Here is a 23,232-nt window from a genome sequence, read left to right as displayed (position 1 = left end):
CATGACGCCCAAAGAAGAACAATGCACGGGTCCGGGTGCCGGCGGTCTCGCCGACCGCGTCACCGCCGCCCTGGTGGGAGCCGCCGTCGGTGACGCCCTCGGCGGCCCGGTGGAGGGCTACTCCCCCGACCAGATCGCCGAGCGGCACGGCGGCCGTGTGCGCGGCATCGTCGGCCCGTGGCACGGTGACGCCTGGCGCACCGCCCGCCCCATCGCGCCGTACCACAAGGGCGACGGCCACGTCACCGACGACACCCTGATGACGCACGCGCTGATCCGCGTCTACGACCGCGTCCGCGACCACCTGGACGCGTACGCGATCGCCGACCATCTGGTCCCGGACCTGATGACCACCCCCCGCTGGATCCCCGAACTGGAGGCCGAGGCGTTGCCGCTGCACCGCCTCTTCCTCGCCGAGAAGTGGCTGGTGGCCCGGCTGGCCTACGGTCACGCCGACCCCCGGGAAGCGGGCACCGGCAACATCGTCAACTGCGGCGCCGCGATGTACATGGCCCCGGTCGGCCTGGTCAACGCGGCCAACCCGGCCGGCGCCTACGCCGAGGCGCTGGACGTCGCGGGCGCGCACCAGTCGTCGTACGGCCGTGAGGCGGCCGGGGTGTTCGCCGCGGCGGTGGCCGCCGCGACCGCCCCCGGCGCGACCCCGGACTCGGTGGTGGACGCCTGTCTGTCCCTGGCCAAGGACGGCACCCGTACGGCGATCGAGAAGGTCTGCGAAGTCGCCGCCGGACACCGGGACTTCGAGTCGGCGCTCGGTCCGCTGCGCGCGGCGGTGGCGCCGTACGACACCGTCGGCCCGAACTACCGCGCCCCCTCCCTCGCCGCCCGCCGCCCCTCCCGGCTGCACTCCATCGAGGAACTCCCCGTCGCGCTGGGCATGCTGGTCGTCTCGGGCGGCGACTACCGGCAGGCCGTGCTCGGCTCGGTCAACTACGGCCGTGACTGCGACTCGATCGCGACGATGGCCGGAGCCCTCGCGGGCGCGCTCGGTTCGCCCGCCCCGGTGGAGTGGGCGAAGACCGTCGCCGACGCCAGCCGCCTGGATCTGTGGGCGCCGGCCCGGACGCTCACCGAGGTCGCGCGCGAGATCTTCGACCGGGACGTCCGCCGCCGGCGCGCCCACGAGGAGGCGTTCACCGCGCTCGGAGGCCGGCCGTGCTGCGACTGACCTGGGTCCAGCCGGAGGACCTGCTGGGCCACGAACTGCGCCAGGCCCGCCTGGACGGGCGCGAGCCGAAGGCGGTCGAGGCCCGCTGGCGTGCGGCGGGCGGCCCGGACGCCCCGGAGCGCGCGGGTGCCTCGCCGCACCGGGCGTCCCGCTATCTGCGCCTGCTGGCGGAGGACCTGCTGGACGAACTCGCCGATCTGCCCAGCCGCTTCGCCGACGACGAGCCGACGGACCTGGCCCGCATCAGGTCCCAGTGCCCCGACTGGCCCGCCGCACGGTCCGCCACCGCACCGGACCCCCGCGCGCTGGAGGCCGCCTGGCTCGGCCGGGCCATCGGCTGCCTCCTCGGCAAACCGGTCGAGAAACTCCCGCTCGACGGCATCCGCGCCCTCGCCCGGGCGACCGGGAACTGGCCCCTCGGCACCTACTTCACCGCCAGGGGAGTTCCCGACGACCTGCTGGCAGCCCACCCGTGGAACCGCCGCTCGGCCGCCACCTCGCTCGCCGAGAACATCGACGGCATGCCCGAGGACGACGACCTGAACTACCCCCTCCTCAACCTCCTCCTGCTCCAGCGGCACGGGAGGGACTTCACCACCGACGACGTGGCCCGGCTGTGGCTCGAAGAGCTCCCGCCCGGCCGCACGTTCACCGCCGAGCGCGTCGCCCACCGCAACCTCCTCGCCGGCATCGAACCCCCGCACACGGCCCGCCACCGCAACCCGTTCCGCGAGTGGATCGGCGCGCTGATCCGCGCGGACATGCACGGCTGGAGCAACCCCGGCGACCCGGCGGCCGCCGCCGAGCAGGCCCACCGCGACGCGGTCCTCACCCACACCGCCAACGGCGTCTACGCGGCGATGTTCACGGCCGCCACCATCGCGACGGCCGCCGCCGGCACCCACGACGTCCACGCCTGCCTGCGCTCCGGCCGCGCGGTGGTACCGGCCCGCTCCCGCCTGGCCAAGGCGCTCGACCACGCCGTCCGACTGGCCACCACCACGGGCGACTTCGACGACGTCGTGGACGAACTCCACGCCGTCTACGGCCCCACCCACCACTGGGTCCACGCCCTCCCCAACACCGCCCTGACCGTCGCCGCGCTCACCCACGCCGACGGCGACTTCACCGGCTCCGTCTGCCGTGCCGTCTCGGGTGGCTGGGACACCGACTCCAACGGCGCCACCGCCGGAAGCATCGCCGGCCTCCTCGCCGGCTCCCCCGGCGCGCTCCCCGAGCGGTGGCGGGCCCCGCTGAAGAACCGGCTCGCCACCAGCGTCGCGGACTTCGACGGCGCCGGCTTCGACACCCTCGCCCACCTCACCCACCTGGAGGCGACCCGACCATGACCCACATCGCCGTCCTCGGCAGCACGAACATGGACCTCGTCACCTATGTCGACAGGGCCCCGCAGCGCGGGGAGACAGTGACCGGGCGGGAGTTCCGTACGATCCCCGGCGGCAAGGGCGCCAACCAGGCGATCGCCGCGGCCCGCGCCGGCGCCACCGTCTCGATGATCGGGGCCGTCGGCAACGACGCCTTCGGCGCGCGGCTGCGCGACACCCTCGAACACTCCGGTGTGGACACGGACTTCCTGCGCACGGTCGAGGGCCCGTCCGGCACCGCGCACATCGTGGTGGACGACGAGGGCGGCAACGCGATCGTCGTCATCCCCGGCGCGAACGGCACGGTCGACCACCTCTCGCCCGGCGACGAGGGGGTGATCGCCACCGCCGACGCCCTGCTGCTGCAACTGGAGATCCCGCTGGCGGCGGTCGTCGCCGGAGCGGAGGCGGCCCACCGGCACGGCGTCCGCACGGTCCTCACCCCCTCGCCGGTCCAGCCGCTGCCGCCCGCGCTCCTGGCCGCCATCGACCTGTTGGTGCCGAACGAGTACGAGGCGGTCACCCTCACCGGCCGCCCCGACCCGCGCGAGGCGGCGGCCGCCCTGCTGGACCTGGTGCCGGAGGTCGTGGTCACCCTGGGCGCCACGGGCTGCCTGTACCTGACCCGGGGCGCCGAACCGCTCGTCGTCCCCGCACCCCGCGTGCGGGCCGTGGACTCCACGGGCGCGGGCGACACGTTCGTCGGCACGCTCGCGGTGGCCCTCGCCGAGGAGAAACCCGTACGGGAGGCCCTGTCCTGGGCGGCGGCCGCGGCGGCGATCTCCGTCCAGCGGGAAGGCGCGTCGGCGTCGATGCCGTACCGCCCGGAGATCGAGGCCCAGTACAGCGCATGAACACGACGAGCACGACACGTGCGGAGGCTGCGACGGCCGGCACGTCCCCGGCCCTGGACGGCCTGCGGGTGCTGGACCTCGCCACCCTGTTCGCCGGGCCGATGGCCGCGACGCTGCTCGGTGACTTCGGCGCCGAGGTGATCAAGGTGGAGCATCCCCGGCGGCCCGACCCGTCCCGGGGCCACGGCCCGGCCAAGGACGGCGTCGGCCTGTGGTGGAAGGTGCTCGGCCGCAACAAGCGGGCCATCACCCTCGACCTGTCCGCCCCCGGGGGCCGGGCCACCCTGCTGCGGCTCGCCGCCACCGCCGACGTGGTGATCGAGAACTTCCGCCCCGGAACCCTGGAGAAATGGGACCTCGGCTGGCCCGAGCTGTCCGCGGTCAACCCCCGGCTGGTCCTCGCCCGGGTCACCGCGTTCGGCCAGTTCGGCCCCTACGCGCACCGCCCCGGCTTCGGTACCCTCGCCGAGGCGATGAGCGGCTTCGCCGCGGTCACCGGCGAACCGGGCGCGCCCCCGACGCTGCCGCCCTTCGGTCTCGCGGACTCGATCGCGGGCCTGGCGACCGCCTACGCCGTGCTGACGGCGCTGGCCGCGCGCGAGCGCACCGGCGTGGGACAGACGGTCGACATGGCGATCATCGAGCCGATCCTGTCGGTCCTCGGACCCCATGCCACCTGGTACGACCAGCTCGGCTACGTCCAGGAACGCACCGGCAACCGCTCCGCGAACAACGCCCCGCGCAACACCTACCGCACCGCCGACGGCACCTGGGTCGCCGTCTCCACCTCCGCCCAGTCGGTCGCCGAACGGGTGCTACGGCTGGTGGGCCGCCCGGAGCTGATCGAGGAGCCGTGGTTCGCCACCGGCGCCGACCGGGCCGCCCACGCCGACGTGCTGGACGAGGCGGTCGGCTCCTGGATCGCCGGCCGCACCCGCGCCGAGGTGCTGGCGGCCTTCGAGGAGGCGGAGGCCGCGGTGGCCCCCGTGCAGGACGTCCGGGACGTCCTGGCGGACCCCCAGTACCGGGCCCTGGACACGGTCACCACCGTCGACGACCCCGAGCTGGGCCCGCTGCGCATGCAGAACGTCCTCTTCCGGCTCTCCGCCACACCTGGCGCGATCCACTGGGCCGGCCGCCCGCACGGCGCCGACACCGACGCCGTGCTCACCGAACTCGGCCTCACCCCGGCCGACATCGCGGCGCTGCGCGCGGGGGGCGCCCTGTGACCCGCTTCCCGCTCACCTGGCTCTACGTCCCCGGCGACCGCCCGCACGTCGTGGCCAAGGCCCTGGTGGCGGGCGCCGACGTGGTGGTGATCGACCTGGAGGACGCCGTCGCCCCGGACCGCAAGGAGTACGCCCGCGCGGCCACCGCGGACCTGCTGTCGCAGGCGCAGCCGGTCCCGGTGCACGTGCGCGTCAACGCCCTGGACAGCCCCTGGGCCGGCGCCGACCTGCACGCCCTGGCCGGCCTGCCGGGCCTGTCCGGGGTGCGGCTGCCGAAGGTGACGGCCCCGGGCGAGGTACGGCAGGTCGCCGTGGCCGTGCCAGTGCCCCTGTACGCGCTCCTGGAGTCGGCCCTCGGCATCGAGTACGCCTACGCCATCGCCACCGCCCATCCGGGCCTGCGGGGCATCGCCCTGGGCGAGGCCGACCTCCGCGCCGACCTGGGGGTACGGGCCGACGCGGGCCTGGACTGGCCGCGTTCCCGGGTGATCGTCGCCGCCCGCGCCGCAGGCCTCGCCCCGCCGTCCCAGACCGTCTATCCGGACATCCGTGACCTCGACGGCCTGGCCGCCTCCTGCGCCCACGGCCGCGCTCTGGGGTTCCTGGGCCGCGCCGCGATCCACCCCCGCCAGCTGCCGGTCATCGAGCGGGCCTACCTGCCCACGGAGGCGGAGATCGAACACGCGGAGACGGTCATCAAGGCGGCCTCGGCGAACGGGGGCGCCCAGGCCCTCCCCGACGGCCGCTTCATCGACGCGGCGGTCGTGGCGATGGCGCGGCGGACGCTGTCGCTGTCGCGCAGGACGTAGGAGCCGAGTGGCCCCACCGAGGGCATCGGCCCGCACACACCGAGGGCGCCCGGAAGAACTCCGGGCGCCCTCGGTGTGTGCCTCGTGTCGTACGGGGGACGGTCAGCTCTTCTCGGCCGGTGCCGCCTTCTCCTCGCCCTCGGCGCCCGCGTCGGCGTCGCCGTCCGTGTCCTTGGCGTCCGTGTCCTTGGCGTCCGCGCCCTTGGCGTCCGTGTCCTCGGCCGGACCGTCGGAGAACCCGGGCTCGACCACGGCCTCCCGTCCCGGCCGCTTCTTCGACGACACCACGATGTACGTCACCGCCAGCAGGAAGACGAGCAGCGCGGTCCAGTCGTTCAGGCGGAGGCCCAGGATGTGGTGGGCGTCGTCCACCCGCATGTACTCGATCCAGCCCCGGCCCACGCAGTACGCGGCGACGTACAGGGCGAACGCCCGGCCATGCCCCAGCTTGAAGCGGCGGTCCGCCCAGATGACCAGCAGGCCCACGCCGACGCACCACAGGGACTCGTACAGGAAGGTCGGGTGGTAGTACCCCGGGACCCGGCCGCCCTCGGAGGAGGTGATGTGCAGCGCCCAGGGCAGGTGGGTCTCGCGGCCGTACAGCTCCTGGTTGAACCAGTTGCCCCAGCGGCCGATGGCCTGCGCGAACGCGATGCCGGGCGCGACGGCGTCGGCGTACGCGGGCATCGGGATGCCCCGGCGCCGCGCGCCGATCCACGCGCCGAGCGCACCGAGCGCGATGGCGCCCCAGATGCCGAGGCCGCCCTCCCACACCTTGAAGGCGTCCACCCAGTCACGGCCCTCGCTGAAGTACAGCTCGTAGTCCGTGATGACGTGGTAGAGCCGGCCGCCGACCAGGCCGAACGGCACGGCCCAGACGGCGATGTCGGCGACCGTGCCGGACTGCCCTCCGCGGGCGATCCAGCGCTTGTTGCCGAACCAGACGGCAACGAAGACGCCGATGATGATGCAGAAGGCGTAGCCGCGCAGCGGGATGGGGCCGAGGTGCCATACCGCGTGCGACGGGCTGGGGATGTAGGCAAGGTTCATGGCATGTCCGACGCTACCGTGCCGGGCCGTGGGGACGGCAAGCAGCCCGGCTACGGGTCCATAACGGGGGCGTGAGAAACGCTTACCCGCGCGCGGCGGCCTCCACCAGTTGCCTGAGTTTGGCCGGGGTCATCGTCTGGTCCTGGTAGATGTTCTTGCCGCCGAGCAGCACCGTGGGCGTACCGGTGAAGCCGCCGGACCGGAAGGCCTGGTTGGACCTGTCCACCCAGCTGTCGTGCGTGCCGTTCCGGACGCACGTGCGGAAGGCGGGCGTGTCCAGGCCCTTGACCTTGCCGGCCAGCTCGATCAGCTTGCCGTTGTCCGCGAAGGCGTCGTCGGTCTCCTTGGGCTGGTTCGCGTACAGCACGTCGTGGTAGTCGCGGAACTTCCCCGCGTCCTGGGCGCAGGCCGCGGCGTTGGCGGCGCGCAGCGAGCCGGTTCCGCCGAGGTTGCCGTCGATCAGCCGGACGAGGTGGTACTCGATTCTGAGCTTGCCGGCGTCGGTCAGTTCGTGGAGGGTGGGCCGGTACGCCGCCTCGAAGGCCTGGCAGGCCGGGCAGCGGAAGTCCTCCCAGACGGTGAGCGTCGACTTGGCGCCGTCCTTGCCGACCGGGATGGCGAGGCCGTCCTTGCCCTGCGCGCCCGACGGTGCCACGGCCGGGCCCGCGCTGCCGCCCTTGTGCTTGCCGGCGTTCGCGGCGAGCACGCCGATCACCGCCGCCAGCCCCAGGACGCAGACGACGCTCGCGCCCACGATCAGCGTGCGCCGTCGCTTCTCCGCGGCCTTCTGCTTCTCGCGCTCGACCGCCAGCCGTTCCCGGGCGGTGCGCTTTCCGTCACGGTTCTTCTCGCTCACACCCCCAGAACGAACCGGGGAGGCGCAGCGCGCCTCCCCGGCCCGAGGTCCACCCGTTCGAGTGACCGAGTCATCCGGCACGGGAGTTCCGCCGGCGGTCACGCCGGTCCGTCACGCCTGTCCGCGCACGCCTTTCGCCAGCTCACCGGCCAGTTCGCGGACCGCCGCGATGCCGGAGGCGTGGTCGGGGGCGTCCAGCATCCGCTTCACGAACGCCGAGCCGACGATCACGCCGTCGGCGAAGCCGGCGACCTCGGCGGCCTGGGCCGGGTTGGAGACGCCCAGCCCGACGCAGACGGGCAGCTCGGTGCCGGTGGCGCGGGTGCGCCGGACCAGGTCCTGGGCCTGCGCGCCGACGGACTCGCGGGTGCCGGTGACGCCCATGAGGGAGGCCGCGTAGACGAAGCCGCTGCCCGCCGCGGTGATCTGGGCGAGCCGTTCGTCCTTGCTGCTCGGCGCCACGACGAAGACCGTGGCCAGCCCGTGCTTCTCGGCGTGTTCCCGCCACAGCGCCGACTCCTGCACGGGCAGGTCGGGCAGGATGCAGCCCGCGCCGCCCGCCTCGGCCAGCTCGGCGGTGAACCGCTCCACGCCGTAGCGGTCGATGGGGTTCCAGTACGTCATGACGAGCACCGGCTTCCCGGTGGCCTCGTGGGCCTCCCGGACCGTGCGCATCACGTCGGCGATCTTCACACCGCCGCGCAGGGCGATGTCGTCGGCGGTCTGGATGACCGGGCCGTCGAGCACCGGGTCGCTGTGCGGCAGTCCGACCTCGACGACGTCGGCGCCGCCGTCGAAGACGGCCTTGACCGCCTCGATGCCGCCGTCCACGGTCGGGAAGCCGGCCGGGAGGTAGGCGATGAGCGCGGAGCGGCCCTCGGCCCTGGCGGCGGCGAGGGTGTCGCTCAGCAGCTGCACGTTCCCGCTCACTTGGCGTCCCCCTCGATCTCGGCGGTGTCGGCTTCGTTGGCGGCCACCTCGGCGTCGGTGTCGTAGAGGCCGAAGTAGCGGGCGGCGGTGTCCATGTCCTTGTCGCCGCGGCCGGACAGGTTGACGACGATCAGGCCGTCCTTGCCGAGCTCCCTGCCGACGTCCAGGGCGCCGGCCAGCGCGTGGGCGCTCTCGATGGCCGGGATGATGCCCTCGGTGCGCGACAGCAGGCGCAGGGCCTGCATGGCGGCGTCGTCGGTGATCGCGCGGTACTCGCCGCGGCCGGAGTCCTTCAGGTAGGAGTGCTCCGGGCCGATGCCCGGGTAGTCCAGTCCGGCGGAGATCGAGTAGGGCTCGGTGATCTGACCCTCGTCGTCCTGGAGGACGTAGGACCGGGAGCCGTGCAGGATGCCGGGCTCGCCTGCGGTGAGGGTGGCCGCGTGCTCGCCGGTCTCGATGCCGTGGCCGGCGGGCTCGCAGCCGATGAGGCGGACGCCCTCGTCGGGGATGAAGGCGTGGAAGAGGCCGATGGCGTTGGAGCCGCCGCCGACGCAGGCGACGGCCGCGTCGGGGAGGCGGCCGGCGCGCTCCAGGAGCTGGCGGCGGGCCTCCACGCCGATCACCCGGTGGAAGTCGCGGACCATGGCCGGGAAGGGGTGCGGGCCGGCGACCGTGCCGAAGAGGTAGTGGGTGTGGTCGACGTTGGCGACCCAGTCCCGGAACGCCTCGTTGATGGCGTCCTTCAGGGTGCGGCTACCGGACTTCACGGCGACGACCTCGGCGCCGAGCATGCGCATGCGGGCCACGTTGAGGGCCTGGCGCTTGGTGTCGACCTCGCCCATGTAGATGGTGCAGTCGAGGCCGAACAGCGCGCAGGCGGTGGCCGTCGCGACACCGTGCTGGCCGGCGCCGGTCTCGGCGATGACCCGGGTCTTGCCCATGCGCTTGGTGAGCAGGGCCTGGCCGAGCACGTTGTTGATCTTGTGGGAGCCGGTGTGGTTGAGGTCCTCGCGCTTGAGGAACACACGGGCGCCACCGGCGTGTTCGGCGAAGCGGGGCACCTCGGTGAGCGCCGACGGGCGGCCGGTGTAGTGGACGAGCAGGTCGTCGAGCTCACGGGCGAACTCGGGGTCGCTCTTGGCCTTGTCGTACTCGACGGCGACCTCGTCCACGGCGGCGACGAGGGCCTCCGGGATGAACTTGCCGCCGAACGCGCCGAAGTAGCCCTCGGCGCTGGGCACCTGGCCGGTGGGGTCAGGGACGAAGAACTCGCTGGGCATGCGGAAACCTCACGGTGAGATTGTGGAAAGACACTAATCGCCGTGGGGGCGGAGCTTGTCGTACGACCTCAGACCGTGTGGGGCTGGTCGCGCAGTTCCCCGCGCCCCTCTGGGGCGCGCTGCCATCGACGTCCGTTCACCTGTCCCGGCTCGTCACCGATGACGTACCGCACCCTGCGACCGTGGACACGCCGGGCGGGGGCGCGGCAGCCCCTCGGGCGGCAGCCGCGCGCCAGGCGCGCGTGCCGGTCCACAGTCGTCACGGTGAGAGTCATCGCCACCAAGCCTAGCGGGGATCAGCCGCGCCCGTGCCGAAGTGCCGGGTGTTCGCCCGCCGCCACCAGGTCGGCCACCGCCGCCTTCGGGTCGCGGCCGGTCACCAGGGACTCGCCGACCAGCACCGCGTCGGCGCCGGCGTTGGCGTACGCGATCAGGTCGTGCGGGCCGCGGACGCCGGACTCGGCGACCTTCACGATGCTGTCCGGGATCTCCGGGGCGACCCGCTCGAACGTGCCGCGGTCCACCTCCAGCGTCTTCAGGTTGCGGGCGTTGACGCCGATGACCTTGGCACCCGCGTCCACCGCCCGCTCGACCTCGTCCTCGTCGTGGACCTCGACGAGGGGGGTCAGGCCGATGGACACCGCCCGCTCGATCAGCGACTCCAGGGCCGGCTGGTCCAGGGCGGCCACGATCAGCAGCGCGAGGTCGGCGCCGTACGCCCGGGCCTCCCAGAGCTGGTACGAGGTGACGATGAAGTCCTTGCGCAGCACCGGGATGTCGACCCGCGCGCGCACCGCCTCCAGGTCGGCGAGCGAGCCGCCGAAGCGGCGCTGTTCGGTGAGGACGGAGATGACGGCCGCGCCGCCCGCCTCGTAGTCCGCGGCGAGTCCGGCGGGGTCGGCGATCGCGGCCAGCGCGCCCTTGGAGGGGCTGGAGCGCTTCACCTCGCAGATCACCTTGACGCCGTCGCCCTTGAGCGCGGCCACCCCGTCCTTGGCGGCGTGGGCCTTGGCCGCGCGCTCCTTGAGCTCGTCGAGGGTGACGCGTGCCTGCCGCTCCGCGAGGTCGGCACGGACTCCGTCGATGATCTCGTCGAGCACACTCACGCGAGCGGCCCCCTTCCAGACGGTGGTTCCTTCAGGTTCTGAAAACCCGTGGTCAAACCGATGGTATCCGCAGGAGCGCCGAGGCCTCGCATCCGGTCGAGGGCGGTCCCACTACCTGGACATTCGCTGTTCGATCAAGGATGGAGCCAGCCGCCGAAGGGCAGGTTCCGGACGAGGGTGAACACCAGCAGCAGTGCGCCGAGGGCCCACAGCTGTGCCGTGCCGAGCCCGAACCGCACCGGCCGGCCGCGCGCCGCGCGGGCCACCCAGACGGTCCACAGCACGCCGAAGCCCAGGTAGGCCAGCACGCCGAGCGCGTTGTCACGCAGCGCCCCGAGCAGATCGCCGTGCACGAAGGCGTGCGCGCTCCGCAGCCCTCCGCAGCCCGGGCAGTACAGCCCGGTGAGCCGGTACAGCGGGCACACGGGGTAGTGCCCGGGTTCGTTCGGGTCCACGGCCCCCACGTACGCGAAGGCCCCGGCCACGGCCGCCAGCAGGGCCACCGGCACGGCGATCCGCCGCCAGACGGGGACGAGGGCGGCGACCGGTCGGCTGTGGACGTTCACGCGGGCATTCTGCCCCGCCGGTCACGGACCCGCCTCACCCGGCGAACGCGAGGGGCGGTCCGCAGCACCCTTTCGGCTGCCGGACCGCCCCTCGCGCAAGGCCCTGGGCTCAGCTCTTCGCGGCCGCCGGCTCGCGCGTCGCCGCGGGCGCGGTGTGCGGCAGGGCACGGTCCTGCTTGGGCTGGCCGAGGCCCATGGCGCGCATGATGCCGCCGACCACACCGCCGAGGAGGGTGAGGGCCATACCGGCCCAGAAGCCGACGGGCTGGGCCATCACCATGAAGGCACCCGCGACGCAGAAACCGATGAAGGCGATGATGACACCGGTCCAGGCGGCCGGGGTGTGACCGTGGCTGCTGCCCGCCATGACTTGCTCCTCGTTGCTGTCTGTGTGTCGTACGAGCCGGACGCTCGCCGTCCATTGTCCCGTACGCGTGCGTGTGCCGGACGCGGGGGTGGCGTCTGGTTCACCACATCCGGGGTTCAGGCGCCGGTCGGGTCCTCGCCCCGGTCCAGCGCCTTCCAGATCTCCTCGGGCCGCTCCGGGTCGACCGGCCGGGCCGTGCGCCGCGGGCGGGCGGTGCCCCGCTCGTAGCGGCCCGACATGGCGGGCCACAGACGGCCGTAGCGCAGGGCGAGCAGTCCGGCGAGCAGGAGCAGCACACCGCCGGCGGCCGCGACGTAGGGCCAGCCGGTGTGGGTGAGCGCGTCGACCGTGGCGGAGGTGTCGCCGCTCGCCTTGGCGGCCTGCTCGTCCAGCGCGGAGCTGTCGGAGGCGGACACGAGGGCCGCGGCGGCTGTCCCGGCGCCGGACAGCGCGAGCAGCCCGGAGACGAGGAACCGGCCGGCCCTGCGGACGGCGAAGACGGCGACGAGCGCGGCGAGGCCCACTATGGCGAGGGCCGCGGGGACGCCCGTGACGTCGCTGCCCTTGGCGGTCAGCGGGAACGCGCCGCCGGCCACCGTCGCGGTGCCCTCCGCCCAGCGCTGCCGGGACGCGAGCAGCGCCACGGCCGCGCCGAGCGCGCCGCACAGGAGGGCCACGGCGAGGCTCCGCCGGCCGGACCGGGCGGACGCGGCGGCTTGGGAACGGGGGTCAGGTACGGCAGTCACGTACTCCACTATCGCCTGAACCCCGGGTGAACCGTCACCCGGGGTTCGTATGAGAAGCGCCCCATCCGCGAGCGGAGTGCCCTACGTGCCCAGCCGGTTGGCGGTGTGCACCGCGCGCAGCACCGCCGCCGCCTTGTTGCGGCACTCCTGGTCCTCCGCGACCGGGTCGGAGTCGGCGACGATGCCGGCGCCGGCCTGGACGTGGGCCGTGCCGTCGCGGAGCAGGGCCGTACGGATGGCGATCGCGGTGTCGGAGTCGCCGGCGAAGTCCAGGTAGCCGACGCAGCCGCCGTACAGGCCGCGCCTGGACGGCTCCAGTTCGTCGATGATCTGCATCGCGCGGGGCTTGGGGGCGCCGGAGAGGGTGCCGGCCGGGAAGCAGGCGGTGAGCACGTCGAAGGCCGTGCGGCCCGGGGCGACCCTGCCGGTGACGGTCGAGACGATGTGCATCACGTGCGAGTAGCGCTCGATGGACATGAAGTCGACGACCTCGACCGAGCCGGGTTCGCAGACCCGGCCGAGGTCGTTGCGGCCGAGGTCGACCAGCATCAGGTGCTCGGCGCGTTCCTTGGGGTCGGCGAGCAGTTCCTCGGCTAGGGCCTGGTCCTCCTGCGGGGTGGCCCCGCGGTGCCGGGTGCCGGCGATGGGGTGGACCATCGCGCGTCCGTCCTCGACCTTCACCAGTGCTTCGGGGGAGGAGCCGACGACGTCGAACCCGTCGAAGCGGAAGAGGTACATGTACGGCGAGGGGTTCGTGGCCCGCAGGACCCGGTAGACGTCCAGGGCGCTCGCCGTGCACGGCGTCTCGAAGCGCTGGGAGGGCACGACCTGGAAGGCCTCGCCCGCGCGGATGCGCTCCTTGACGTCCTCGACGGCCCGCTGGAAGTCGGGGCCGCCCCAGCGGGCGGTGTACTCGGGCAGTTCGGAGGGCGGCAGGTGGGCCGGGGGCTGGGCGACCGGGCGGGAGAGGTCGGCCTCCATGGCGTCGAGGCGGGCGACGGCGTCCGCGTACGCCTCGTCGACGCCCGTGTCGAGGTCGTTGTGGTTGATCGCGTTGGCGATCAGCAGGACCGAGCCCTCCCAGTGGTCCATCACCGCGAGGTCGCTGGTCAGCAGCATGGTCAGCTCGGGCAGCCGCAGGTCGTCGCGCTCGCCGGGGCCGATCTTCTCCAGGCGGCGCACGATGTCGTAGCCCAGGTAGCCGACCATGCCGCCGGTGAAGGGCGGCAGGCCCTCCTGGTGCGGGGTGTGCAGGGCCTGGAGGGTGGCGCGCAGGGCCGCGAGGGGGTCGCCGTCGGTGGGCACTCCGACGGGCGGGGTGCCGAGCCAGTGGGCCTGTCCGTCCCGCGCGGTGAGCGTGGCTGCGCTGCGGACGCCGACGAAGGAGTAGCGGGACCAGGAGCGGCCGTTCTCCGCGGACTCCAGCAGGAAGGTGCCGGGGCGCTCGGCGGCGAGTTTGCGGTACAGCGCGACCGGGGTGTCGCCGTCGGCGAGCAGCTTGCGCGTGACCGGGATGACACGCCGGTCGGTGGCCAGCTTGCGGAAGGTCTCCAGTTCCATGGCCGCTGACCTTACTGACCGGGTCCGGGTACGCCCGAACCGGCGTCCTTGAGGAGTACGTCCGCGTCGAAGCAGGTGCGGGCGCCGGTGTGGCAGGCGGCGCCGACCTGGTCGACCTTGACCAGCAGGGTGTCGGCGTCGCAGTCCAGCGCGACCGACTTCACCCACTGGACGTGGCCGGAGGTGTCGCCCTTGACCCAGTACTCCCGGCGGCTGCGGGACCAGTAGGTGCAGCGGCCGGTGGTGAGCGTCCGGTGCAGCGCCTCGTCGTCCATCCAGCCGAGCATGAGCACCTCTCCGGTGTCGTACTGCTGGGCGATGGCGGGGACGAGCCCGTCGGGGCTGCGCTTGAGCCGCGCGGCGATCTCCGGGTCGAGGCTGCTGGGCCGGGGGGCACCGGTCGTACTGGTCATGCGTCACATTGTGCCGCGCGGGACCGACAGCGGGACGCGGCCGTCCATGGAATGGTCACGGCGGCCCCGAGCGCCTCCTCGGGGAGGTCACGGGTGGGCGGACCGGATACGCGGTCGTAGGCTGACAGCATGTCGACCTTCGCCAAGCGTGAACGGCTTCTCCTCGCCGACCTCTTGGAAACCGTCGGGCCGGACGCCGAGACCCTCTGCGAGGGCTGGCGGGCCCGGGACCTGGCCGCGCACGTGATCGTGCGCGAGCGCCGCCCGGACGCGGCCGGGGGCACGCTGATCAAGCAGCTCGCGCCGCGTCTGGAGAAGGTGATGGCCGAGTACACGGCGAAGCCGTACGAGGAACTGATCCAGCTGATCCGCACCGGTCCGCCGCGTTTCTCACCCTTCCAGCTCAAGCAGGTCGACGAGGCGGCCAACATCGTGGAGTTCTACGTCCACACGGAGGACGTCCGCCGCGCTCAGCCGGACTGGAGCCCGCGCGAGCTGGACCCGGTGTTCCAGGACGCGCTGTGGTCCCGCCTCGAACGCGTCGCGCGGCTGATGGGCCGGGGTGTGCCGACGGGGCTGGTGCTGCGCCGTCCGAACGGGCAGACGGCGGTGGCGCACCGGGGCACCCCGGTGGTCACGGTGACCGGTGAGCCGTCGGAGCTGCTGATGTTCGCGTTCGGCCGGCAGCGCGCGGCCGAGGTGGAGCTGGACGGCGACACGGAGGCGATCGCCACGCTGCGCGACACCAAGCAGCTGGGCCTCTGAGGGGGCCGGCCCGTGATCAGGGTGGCGATGACCGGCGTGTACGTGGACGACGTGGCGACGGCGCACGCCTTCTACACCGACGTCCTCGGCTTCGAGACCCGCACGCACATGGACCTCGGCGACGGCACGCTCTTCGTCACGGTCGGCGCCCCGGAGGGCGCCCAGCCCGATCTCCAGCTGCTGCTGGAGCCCGGGCAGGGCCCGATCGCGGAGCCGTACCGCAGGGCGCTGTACGAGGCGGGGCTGCCCTGCATCGTCTTCTCCGTGGACGACCTGGAGGCGGAGTACGACCGGCTGCGCGGCCTGGGTGTCCGGTTCACGCACCCCCCGCAGGAGCAGGGGCCGGTGATCGCGGCGGTGTTCGACGACACGGTGGGCAATCTGGTGCAGCTGGTTCAGCCCAGGGAGTGATGGCCGGTCAGCCGGGGAGTTCGGCGCGGCGCAGGGCCGGTACGGCGAGGGCGACGGCCCCGCCGAGCCCGCAGACGGCCGCGCTGGCGGTGAACACCGGGCCGGGACCCCATGTCCCGATCGCGGCGGCGGCGAACGGCATGCTCAGCGGGGTGAGCCCGAGGCTGACCAGGCTGGAGACGGAGGTGACCCGGCCGAGGTAGGCGGGGTCGGCCTGGGTCTGGAGCAGGGCTCCGCACATCGCGCCGCTGAGCCCGGTGAGCAGGCCCACCAGTACGGCCGTGCCGACGGCGGCGGGGAGGCCGGGCACGTGGGCGAGGGCGCCGACGGCCACGCAGCCCGTGACGATGGCGTACCCGGCGACCAGCCCGGCGCGCGGCAGCCGCCCCCGGACGGTCAGCAGCAGCGAGGCGGCTCCCGCGCCGGCCCCGAACCCGGCGAGCACCCAGCCCATCCCGGCGGCACCCCAGCCGCGCCGGTCGGCGAGCAGGGTCAGCCCGACGTTCAGCGGCCCGACGAAGCCGAGGTCGCCGAGGGCGATGGCGACCATCAGCGGCGCGAGGACCCGGTGCCGTCGGATGTAGCGCAGTCCGGCCTTCAGGTCGCTCCACGCGGTTCCCGCCCTGCCGGGCGTGCCGTCCCGCGGCAGCTCCCGTACCCGCACCGACGCCAGCAGCGGGAGCGAGACGGCGATGAGGAGCCCGGCGACGGTGAACGCGGCCGGGGCGCCGCCGAGGGCGACGGCGAGTCCGCCGAGCGGGGCGCCCACGACGCTCGCGAAGCGGATGGCGAGGCCGCGCATGCCCTGGACCCGGGCGAGCTGGCCCTTCTCGGTGAGGCGGGCCGGCAGGGCGCCCACGGCGGGCAGGAACACCGCGTCGACGGTGCCGAAGAGGAGTGCCAGCAGGGCGAGCGGCCACAGTCCGGGGCGGGTGAGCGCCAGCAGGGCGGCCACGGCGAGGACGGCGGCACAGCGGACGGCGTCGCTGCCGATGACGACCCGGCGCGGCCCGAACCGGTCGGCGACCACTCCCCCGCCGAGCATCAGCAGGGCCCTGGGCAGCGCGCTGGCCGACATCACGAGCCCGGCCTGCGCGGGGCTTCCGGCCTGGACGGCGGCCCAGGACAGGGCGAGGTAGTACACGCTGTCGCCGAGCATCGAGGAGGTGTAGGCCCCGAGCCAGCGCAGCACGTTGGGGTCGCGGTGGGCCCGTGCGGTGGCGGGCGGTACGAGCGTGGCGGTCACGGGAGGGGCTGTCCTCTCAGACGTCAGACGCGGAACGGGAAGCCGTACACGTGCAGCGCGACGTGCTCGCGCCCCTCGGTGTCGCCGGCGGCCTCGCGGGCCCGTCCCTGCTCGTCGTACCGCTCGAGCAGGTCGGCCAGGTCCTTCTTCAGCGCGGCGAGCTCCCCGGCGGTGAGCCGGAGCAGGGACTCCGAGTCGTGGGCCGCGGTGTTCCACTCGGGTCCCCAGTGGGCGCGTTCGTCGAGGTACCGCCGGTACATCTCGGCGCGCTGGTCCTGGAACAGCCGCGAGGCCGCCAGGTGCGCCGCCGCCTTCTCGGGGGCGTCCCGGAAGTCCTCGTCGCGGATGGTGACGCCGTCGGACGCCGGCTGCCACCAGCGCTCCCGCGCGTCCGCGCTGCGCGGCTCGGCCTCCTCGACGAGACCGTGTTCGGCCAGCTTGCGCAGGTGGTAGCTGACGAGGGAGACGGCCTCGTCGACCTGCTCGGCCAGTTGTGAGGCGGTGGCGGTCTCGGCGACGCACAGCAGGCGGTAGAGCCGCATGCGCAGCGGATGCGCGAGCGCCTTGAGCGTCCCGATGTCCGTGATCCGGCGGTTCTCCTCGCGTGCCATGAGACCGACCCTAGATACGAAAGAGAAACTGCGCAATATTCCTTGCGCAAATTTTCTTGCGCTTCTCGGAAACCAAAAGGCCCCGGCCATCCGGCCGGGGCCTTCGCGGCGACGGTCACCGCACCGGGTGCCCCGCCCCGCGCAGCGTCTCCTTCACCTCGCCGATCCTCAGGTCGCCGAAGTGGAACACCGAGGCCGCCAGCACCGCGTCCGCGCCCGCGTCGATGGCCGGGGGGAAGTCGGCCAGCTTGCCCGCGCCACCGGAGGCGATCACCGGGACGGTCACGTGCTTGCGCACCGCCGCGATCATCTCCAGGTCGTAGCCGTCCTTCGTGCCGTCCGCGTCCATGGAGTTCAGCAGGACCTCCCCGGCGCCCAGCTCGGCCGCCCGGTGCGCCCACTCCACCGCGTCGATGCCGGTGCCGCGCCGGCCGCCGTGGGTCGTCACCTCGAAGGTGCCCTCGGGGGTGCGGCGGGCGTCCACCGAGAGGACCAGCACCTGCCGGCCGAACCGCTCGGCGATCTCGCGGATCAGGTCGGGGCGCGCGATGGCCGCCGTGTTGACGCCCACCTTGTCCGCACCCGCCCGCAGCAGCTTGTCCACGTCCTCGGCCGTGCGGACGCCGCCGCCGACCGTCAGCGGGATGAACACCTGCTCGGCGGTGCGGCGCACCACGTCGTACGTCGTCTCCCGGTTGCCGGAGGAGGCGGTGATGTCCAGGAACGTCAGCTCGTCGGCGCCCTCGGCGTCGTACACCTTGGCCATCTCGACGGGGTCGCCGGCGTCGCGCAGGTTCTGGAAGTTGACGCCCTTGACGACCCGGCCGTTGTCCACGTCCAGGCAGGGGATGACTCGGACCGCCAGGGTCATGAATCCACGGCTCCTTAAAGGCCTTCAGCCTCTGAATGCTTCTAGTTCTACTTCGACCAGGATGCGCGGGTCGACGAAGCCCTCCACGACCAGCAGGGTCGAGACCGGGCGGACGGCGTCGAACAGCTCCTGGTGGGCCCGCCCGACGGCGTCCACGTCCCGCACATGGGTCAGGTACATCCGCGTACGGATCACGGACTCGATGCCGAGCCCGAACTCCCCGATCGCCTCCAGGGCGCTGGTGAAGGCCACCTTGGCCTGCTCGTAGGGGTCGCCCTCCCCGTACAGCACGGTGCCCTTGAAGGACGTCGTGCCCCCCACCAGCACCCGGTCACCCGCCGTGACGGCGCGCGCGAATCCGAAACTCTCTTCCCAGGGACTTCCGCTCTGCACGCGCCGCACGGCTCCGCTCATGACGACACAGCCTCCAAGGCCTCTTCCAGGGTGAACGCCTTCGCGTACAGCGCCTTCCCTACGATGGCGCCCTCGACACCGAGGGGTACCAGTTCGGCGAGGGCGCGCAGGTCGTCCAGGGACGACACGCCGCCGGACGCCACGACCGGACGGTCCGTGGCGGCGCACACGTTCTTCAGCAGCTCCAGGTTGGGGCCCTGGAGGGTGCCGTCCTTGGCGATGTCGGTGACGACGTAGCGGGCGCAGCCCTCCTTGTTCAGGCGCTCCAGCGTCTCGTAGAGGTCGCCGCCGTCCCGGGTCCAGCCCCGGCCGCGCAGCGTGGTGCCGCGCACGTCCAGGCCGACGGCGATCTTGTCGCCGTGCTCGGCGATGACCTTGGCGACCCACTCGGGGGTCTCCAGGGCTGCCGTGCCGAGATTCACCCGGGTGCAGCCGGTGGCGAGGGCGGCGGCCAGGGTGTCGTCGTCGCGGATGCCGCCGGACAGCTCCACCTTGATGTCCATCGCTCCCGCGACCTCGGCGATCAGGGCCCTGTTGTCCCCGGTGCCGAACGCGGCGTCCAGGTCGACCAGGTGCAGCCACTCGGCGCCGGACCGCTGCCAGGCGAGGGCGGCCTCCAGCGGGGAGCCGTAGGAGGTCTCGGTCCCGGACTCGCCGTGCACGAGGCGGACGGCCTGGCCGTCGCGGACGTCGACGGCGGGGAGGAGTTCGAGCTTGGCCATGGTCTACAGGGTTCCGATCCAGTTGGTGAGGAGCTGGGCGCCGGCGTCGCCGGACTTCTCGGGGTGGAACTGGGTGGCCCACAGGGCGCCGTTCTCCACGGCGGCCACGAACGGCTTGCCGTGCGTCGACCAGGTGACCCTGGGGGCCTCGATCACCGGGTTGTGGGCCTCCAGGGCCCAGTCGTGGACGGCGTAGGAGTGCACGAAGTAGAAGCGCGCGTCGGCGTCCAGGCCGGCGAACAGCTGCGAGTCGGCCGGGGCGTCCACCGTGTTCCAGCCCATGTGGGGCACGACGTCGGCCTGGAGCGGCGCGACCGTGCCGGGCCACTCGTCCAGGCCCTCGGCCTCCACGCCGTGCTCGATGCCGCGCGCGAAGAGGATCTGCATGCCGACGCAGATGCCCATGACCGGGCGCCCGCCGGACAGCCGGCGGTCCACGACCCAGTCGCCCCGGGCGGCGCGCAGGCCCTGCATGCAGGCGGCGAAGGCGCCGACGCCCGGCACGAGCAGGCCGTCGGCGTTCATCGCCTTGTCGAAGTCGCGCGTGATCTCGACGTCGGCGCCCACGCGCGCGAGGGCCCGCTCGGCGGAGCGGACGTTGCCGAAGCCGTAGTCGAAGACGACGACCTTCTTGTGCGTGGACGTGGTGCTCAATTCCACACCTCCAGTCGCATGACGCCCGCCACCAGGCACAGGCCCGCGCCGATCGAGAGCAGCACGATCAGGCTGGTCGGCATCTTCTGCTTGACGAAGGAGATGATGCCGCCGACCAGGAAGAGGCCGACGACGATCAGGAGGGTCGACAGACCGGTCATGGGTTACAGCGCGCCCTTCGTCGACGGGAGGATGCCGGCCGCGCGCGGGTCGCGCTCGGAGGCGTAACGCAGCGCCCGGGCCAGCGCCTTGAACTGGCACTCCACGATGTGGTGCGCGTTGCGCCCGTACGGGACGTGCACGTGCAGCGCGATCTGCGCCTGGGCGACGAAGGACTCCAGGATGTGCCGGGTCATCGTCGTGTCGTACTCGCCGATCATCGGCGCCATGTTCTCGGGCTCGGTGTGCACGAGGTACGGGCGGCCGGACAGGTCGACGGTGACCTGGGCGAGGGACTCGTCCAGCGGGACCGTGCAGTTGCCGAAGCGGTAGATGCCCACCTTGTCGCCGAGCGCCTGCCTGAAGGCGGCGCCGAGCGCGAGGGCGGTGTCCTCGATGGTGTGGTGGGAGTCGATGTGCAGGTCGCCGTCGGTCTTGACGGTCAGGTCGAACAGACCGTGCCGGCCGAGCTGGTCGAGCATGTGGTCGTAGAAACCGACGCCGGTGGCGATGTCGGTCCTGCCGGTGCCGTCGAGGTCTATCTCGACCAGCACCGACGTCTCCTTGGTGGTGCGCTCCACGCGTCCAACGCGGCTCATCCCTCAAGCTCCTTCTTCAGTTCACGGACCGCGTCGAGGAACGCGTCGTTCTCCTCCGGGGTGCCGGCGGACACCCGCAGCCATCCCGGTACGCCGTTGTCCCGGACCAGGACGCCCCGGTCCAGGATCTTCCGCCAGGCCTCGTGGGCGCTGGCGAACCGGCCGAACTGCACGAAGTTGGCGTCGGACTCGGTGACCTCGTAGCCGATCGCCCGCAGCTCGGCGACCAGCCGGTCCCGCTCCGCCTTCAGCTGCTCGACGTACCCGAGCAGCGTGTCGGTGTGCTCCAGCGCGGCCAGGGCGGTCGCCTGGGTGATCGCCGACAGGTGGTACGGCAGCCGGACCAGCTGGACGGCGTCCACGACCGCCGGGTGCGCGGCCAGGTAGCCGAGGCGCAGGCCGGCCGCGCCGAACGCCTTGGACATCGTCCGGGAGATCACCAGGTGCGGGCGGCCCGCCAGCAGCGGCAGCAGCGAGTCGCCGTGGCTGAACTCGACGTACGCCTCGTCCACGACCACCATCGACGGCTTGGCCGCCTGCGCCGCCTCGTACAGCGCGAGGACGGTCTCCGGGGGGACCGCGTTGCCGGTGGGGTTGTTGGGGGTGGTGATGAAGACGACGTCCGGCTTGTGCTCGGCGATCGCCTGCTCGGCCGCGGCCCGGTCGATCGTGAAGTCCTCGCTCCGCGGGCCGGAGATCCAGCCCGTGCCGGTGCCGCGCGCGATGAGCGCGTGCATCGAGTACGACGGCTCGAAGCCGATCGCCGTACGGCCCGGCCCGCCGAAGGTCTGGAGCAGCTGCTGGATGACCTCGTTGGAGCCGTTGGCGGCCCACACGTTCTCGATGCCGAGCGGGTACTTCCCGGTCTTCGTCAGGTACCTGGCCAGCTCGGTGCGCAGCTGGACCGCGTCCCGGTCCGGGTAGCGGTTCAGGCCGCGGGCGGCCTCCCGCACCCGCTCCGCGATCCGCTCGACCAGCGGCTCGGGCAGCGGGTAGGGGTTCTCGTTGGTGTTCAGCCGTACGGGGACGTCCAGCTGGGGGGCGCCGTAGGGGGACTTGCCCCGCAGCTCGTCCCGTACGGGGAGATCGTCGATCCGCACGTCGCTCACTTGCTCTCGGGTACCTTCCAGCCGAACCTCGCCTTGACCGCCGCGCCGTGCGCCGGCAGGTCCTCCGCCTCCGCCAGCGTCACCACGTGGTGGGCGACCTCGGCGAGCGCGTCCTTCGTGTAGTCGACGATGTGGATGCCGCGCAGGAAGGACTGGACGGACAGGCCCGAGGAGTGGCAGGCGCAGCCGCCGGTGGGCAGGACGTGGTTGGACCCGGCCGCGTAGTCGCCGAGCGAGACGGGGGCCCAGGGGCCGATGAAGACGGCGCCCGCGTTGCGGACCCGGTCGGCCACCGCCGCGGCGTCGGCGGTCTGGATCTCCAGGTGCTCGGCGCCGTACGCGTCGACGACCCGCAGGCCCTCGTCGATGCCGTCGACCAGCACGATGGCGGACTGCTTGCCCTTCAGCGCCGGCACGATCCGGTCGTCGATGTGCTTGGTGGCCGCGACCTGCGGCTCCAGCTCCTTCTCGACCGCGTCCGCCAGCTCGACGGAGTCGGTGACCAGGACGGCCGCCGCCAGCGGGTCGTGCTCGGCCTGGCTGATCAGGTCGGAGGCGACGTGCACCGGGTCGGCGCCGGCGTCCGCGAGGATCGCGATCTCGGTCGGGCCGGCCTCGGCGTCGATGCCGATCTTGCCGGTGAAGTAGCGCTTGGCGGCGGCGACCCAGATGTTGCCGGGCCCGGTGACCATGTTGGCGGGCGGGCAGGACTCCGTGCCGTACGCGAACATCGCGACGGCGGTGGCGCCGCCGGCCGCGTACACCTCGTCCACGCCGAGCAGGGCGCAGGCCGCGAGGATCGTCGGGTGCGGCAGCCCGCCGAACTCGGCCTGGGCCGGTGAGGCGAGCGCGATGGACTCGACGCCGGCCTCCTGGGCGGGCACCACGTTCATCACCACGGACGACGGGTAGACCGAACGGCCGCCCGGCGCGTACAGCCCGACGCGCTCGACCGGAACCCACTTCTCGGTCACCGAGCCGCCGGGCACGACCTGCGTGGTGTGGGTCGTACGGCGCTGCTCGCGGTGGACCAGCCGGGCGCGGCGGATGGACTCCTCCAGGGCGGCGCGCACGGCCGGGTCGAGACCGGCGAGCGCGTCGGTGAGCGCCCCGGCCGGGACACGGACGGTTTCCAGCCGTACTCCGTCGAACTTCTCGGCGAAGTCGATCAGCGCCGCGTCGCCACGATGATGCACGGCCTCGCAGATCGGGCGCACCTTCTCCAGGGCGGCCTGAACGTCGAAGTCGGCTCGGGGCAGCAGGTCGCGCAGGGCGGGGCCCTCGGGAAGGGCGTCGCCGCGCAGATCGATTCGGGAAATCACAGTCCCAATTCT

The 23,232-nt window shown here is 73.0% G+C and carries 27 protein-coding genes; 7 read left to right on the top strand and 20 right to left on the bottom strand.

Features of this window, described 5'->3' with window-relative positions:
- The first annotated feature begins 1 nt into the window (after position 1).
- The 5 genes from ABZV94_RS17755 to ABZV94_RS17735 are packed head-to-tail and all read left to right on the top strand — an operon-like array spanning position 2 to position 5,463.
- Positions 2–1,186: an ADP-ribosylglycohydrolase family protein gene (locus tag ABZV94_RS17755; protein WP_356341272.1), complete on the top strand. Its 1,185-nt coding sequence runs from the start codon at positions 2–4 to the stop codon at positions 1,184–1,186.
- On the top strand, positions 1,174–2,535 hold the full coding sequence (locus ABZV94_RS17750; RefSeq protein WP_356341271.1) for an ADP-ribosylglycohydrolase family protein: 1,362 nt from the start codon (positions 1,174–1,176) through the stop codon (positions 2,533–2,535). Before ABZV94_RS17755 ends, ABZV94_RS17750 begins: the two co-directional genes overlap by 13 nt.
- A complete protein-coding gene (rbsK, locus tag ABZV94_RS17745) occupies positions 2,532–3,425 on the top strand; it encodes a ribokinase (RefSeq protein WP_356341270.1) in 894 nt (297 codons plus the stop codon). Before ABZV94_RS17750 ends, rbsK begins: the two co-directional genes overlap by 4 nt.
- Entirely contained in the window at positions 3,422–4,654 is a 1,233-nt protein-coding gene (locus ABZV94_RS17740; RefSeq protein ID WP_356341269.1) for a CoA transferase, read from the top strand. Before rbsK ends, ABZV94_RS17740 begins: the two co-directional genes overlap by 4 nt.
- The gene (locus ABZV94_RS17735) at positions 4,651–5,463 is read left to right on the top strand and encodes a CoA ester lyase (RefSeq protein WP_356341268.1); all 813 of its coding nucleotides are present in this window, start codon (positions 4,651–4,653) and stop codon (positions 5,461–5,463) included. Before ABZV94_RS17740 ends, ABZV94_RS17735 begins: the two co-directional genes overlap by 4 nt.
- Before the next feature lie 102 nt (positions 5,464–5,565).
- On the opposite strand, the gene lgt is transcribed toward ABZV94_RS17735, so the two are convergent.
- The 10 genes from lgt to hisI form a co-directional block, all read right to left on the bottom strand.
- Positions 5,566–6,513: a prolipoprotein diacylglyceryl transferase gene (gene lgt, locus ABZV94_RS17730; RefSeq protein WP_356341267.1), complete on the bottom strand. Its 948-nt coding sequence runs from the start codon at positions 6,511–6,513 to the stop codon at positions 5,566–5,568.
- A gap of 82 nt (positions 6,514–6,595) precedes the next feature.
- Positions 6,596–7,369, bottom strand: coding sequence for a thioredoxin domain-containing protein (locus tag ABZV94_RS17725; protein WP_356341266.1), 774 nt, complete (start codon positions 7,367–7,369; stop codon positions 6,596–6,598).
- Positions 7,370–7,480: 111 nt separating this feature from the next.
- Entirely contained in the window at positions 7,481–8,299 is an 819-nt protein-coding gene (gene trpA, locus ABZV94_RS17720; RefSeq protein WP_356341265.1) for a tryptophan synthase subunit alpha, read from the bottom strand.
- Positions 8,296–9,579, bottom strand: coding sequence for a tryptophan synthase subunit beta (trpB, locus tag ABZV94_RS17715; protein ID WP_356341264.1), 1,284 nt, complete (start codon positions 9,577–9,579; stop codon positions 8,296–8,298). Before trpB ends, trpA begins: the two co-directional genes overlap by 4 nt.
- A 296-nt stretch (positions 9,580–9,875) precedes the next feature.
- A complete protein-coding gene (trpC, locus tag ABZV94_RS17710; protein WP_356341263.1) occupies positions 9,876–10,685 on the bottom strand; it encodes an indole-3-glycerol phosphate synthase TrpC in 810 nt (269 codons plus the stop codon).
- Between the two features lie 134 nt (positions 10,686–10,819).
- A complete protein-coding gene (locus tag ABZV94_RS17705) occupies positions 10,820–11,251 on the bottom strand; it encodes a DUF2752 domain-containing protein (RefSeq protein ID WP_356341262.1) in 432 nt (143 codons plus the stop codon).
- Positions 11,252–11,360: 109 nt separating this feature from the next.
- Positions 11,361–11,618 (bottom strand): HGxxPAAW family protein, encoded by a 258-nt coding sequence (locus ABZV94_RS17700; RefSeq protein WP_356341261.1) that lies wholly within the window; start codon positions 11,616–11,618, stop codon positions 11,361–11,363.
- A gap of 116 nt (positions 11,619–11,734) precedes the next feature.
- Positions 11,735–12,373, bottom strand: coding sequence for a TIGR02234 family membrane protein (locus ABZV94_RS17695; RefSeq protein ID WP_356341260.1), 639 nt, complete (start codon positions 12,371–12,373; stop codon positions 11,735–11,737).
- Between the two features lie 72 nt (positions 12,374–12,445).
- A complete protein-coding gene (locus ABZV94_RS17690) occupies positions 12,446–13,924 on the bottom strand; it encodes an anthranilate synthase component I (RefSeq protein WP_356341259.1) in 1,479 nt (492 codons plus the stop codon).
- A gap of 11 nt (positions 13,925–13,935) precedes the next feature.
- On the bottom strand, positions 13,936–14,337 hold the full coding sequence (hisI, locus tag ABZV94_RS17685) for a phosphoribosyl-AMP cyclohydrolase (protein WP_356341258.1): 402 nt from the start codon (positions 14,335–14,337) through the stop codon (positions 13,936–13,938).
- 129 nt (positions 14,338–14,466) lie between these two features.
- Between hisI and ABZV94_RS17680 the strand changes: the two genes are divergently transcribed.
- Together ABZV94_RS17680 and ABZV94_RS17675 are read left to right on the top strand one after the other, a co-directional pair.
- The gene (locus ABZV94_RS17680) at positions 14,467–15,102 is read left to right on the top strand and encodes a TIGR03085 family metal-binding protein (RefSeq protein ID WP_356341257.1); all 636 of its coding nucleotides are present in this window, start codon (positions 14,467–14,469) and stop codon (positions 15,100–15,102) included.
- A 12-nt stretch (positions 15,103–15,114) separates the two neighbouring features.
- Complete coding sequence (locus ABZV94_RS17675) at positions 15,115–15,513, top strand: VOC family protein (RefSeq protein WP_356341256.1); 399 nt, start codon at positions 15,115–15,117, stop codon at positions 15,511–15,513.
- Positions 15,514–15,520: 7 nt separating this feature from the next.
- Here the strand turns inward: ABZV94_RS17675 and ABZV94_RS17670 are convergent, their stop codons facing one another.
- From ABZV94_RS17670 to hisD, 10 genes are all read right to left on the bottom strand, one after another.
- The gene (locus ABZV94_RS17670) at positions 15,521–16,759 is read right to left on the bottom strand and encodes an MFS transporter (protein ID WP_356341255.1); all 1,239 of its coding nucleotides are present in this window, start codon (positions 16,757–16,759) and stop codon (positions 15,521–15,523) included.
- 23 nt (positions 16,760–16,782) lie between these two features.
- A complete protein-coding gene (locus ABZV94_RS17665; RefSeq protein WP_356341254.1) occupies positions 16,783–17,370 on the bottom strand; it encodes a helix-turn-helix domain-containing protein in 588 nt (195 codons plus the stop codon).
- A gap of 115 nt (positions 17,371–17,485) precedes the next feature.
- Positions 17,486–18,241: an imidazole glycerol phosphate synthase subunit HisF gene (gene hisF / locus ABZV94_RS17660; protein WP_356341253.1), complete on the bottom strand. Its 756-nt coding sequence runs from the start codon at positions 18,239–18,241 to the stop codon at positions 17,486–17,488.
- Between the two features lie 24 nt (positions 18,242–18,265).
- On the bottom strand, positions 18,266–18,655 hold the full coding sequence (locus ABZV94_RS17655) for a RidA family protein (protein ID WP_058080196.1): 390 nt from the start codon (positions 18,653–18,655) through the stop codon (positions 18,266–18,268).
- Positions 18,652–19,377 (bottom strand): bifunctional 1-(5-phosphoribosyl)-5-((5-phosphoribosylamino)methylideneamino)imidazole-4-carboxamide isomerase/phosphoribosylanthranilate isomerase PriA, encoded by a 726-nt coding sequence (gene priA, locus ABZV94_RS17650; RefSeq protein ID WP_356341252.1) that lies wholly within the window; start codon positions 19,375–19,377, stop codon positions 18,652–18,654. Before priA ends, ABZV94_RS17655 begins: the two co-directional genes overlap by 4 nt.
- Before the next feature lie 3 nt (positions 19,378–19,380).
- Positions 19,381–20,037 (bottom strand): imidazole glycerol phosphate synthase subunit HisH, encoded by a 657-nt coding sequence (gene hisH, locus ABZV94_RS17645; protein WP_356341251.1) that lies wholly within the window; start codon positions 20,035–20,037, stop codon positions 19,381–19,383.
- Positions 20,028–20,192: a hypothetical protein gene (locus tag ABZV94_RS17640; protein WP_014672133.1), complete on the bottom strand. Its 165-nt coding sequence runs from the start codon at positions 20,190–20,192 to the stop codon at positions 20,028–20,030. Before ABZV94_RS17640 ends, hisH begins: the two co-directional genes overlap by 10 nt.
- A 3-nt stretch (positions 20,193–20,195) precedes the next feature.
- Positions 20,196–20,789, bottom strand: a complete 594-nt coding sequence (hisB, locus tag ABZV94_RS17635) for an imidazoleglycerol-phosphate dehydratase HisB (RefSeq protein WP_356147650.1) — start codon at positions 20,787–20,789, stop codon at positions 20,196–20,198.
- Positions 20,786–21,898 carry a histidinol-phosphate transaminase gene (locus ABZV94_RS17630; protein WP_356341250.1) on the bottom strand — a complete coding sequence of 371 codons (1,113 nt, stop codon included), beginning with the start codon at positions 21,896–21,898 and terminating at the stop codon, positions 20,786–20,788. The genes hisB and ABZV94_RS17630 overlap by 4 nt, the downstream gene beginning before the upstream one ends.
- Positions 21,895–23,220, bottom strand: a complete 1,326-nt coding sequence (gene hisD, locus ABZV94_RS17625; RefSeq protein ID WP_356341249.1) for a histidinol dehydrogenase — start codon at positions 23,218–23,220, stop codon at positions 21,895–21,897. The genes ABZV94_RS17630 and hisD overlap by 4 nt, the downstream gene beginning before the upstream one ends.
- Positions 23,221–23,232: the final 12 nt, after the last annotated feature.

The organism is Streptomyces sp. NPDC004658 (genome assembly GCF_040609555.1).
Taxonomy (GTDB): Bacteria; Actinomycetota; Actinomycetes; order Streptomycetales; family Streptomycetaceae; genus Streptomyces.
Note: the sequence above shows the minus strand (reverse complement) of the source record. Positions and strands in the feature narration are given on the sequence as shown.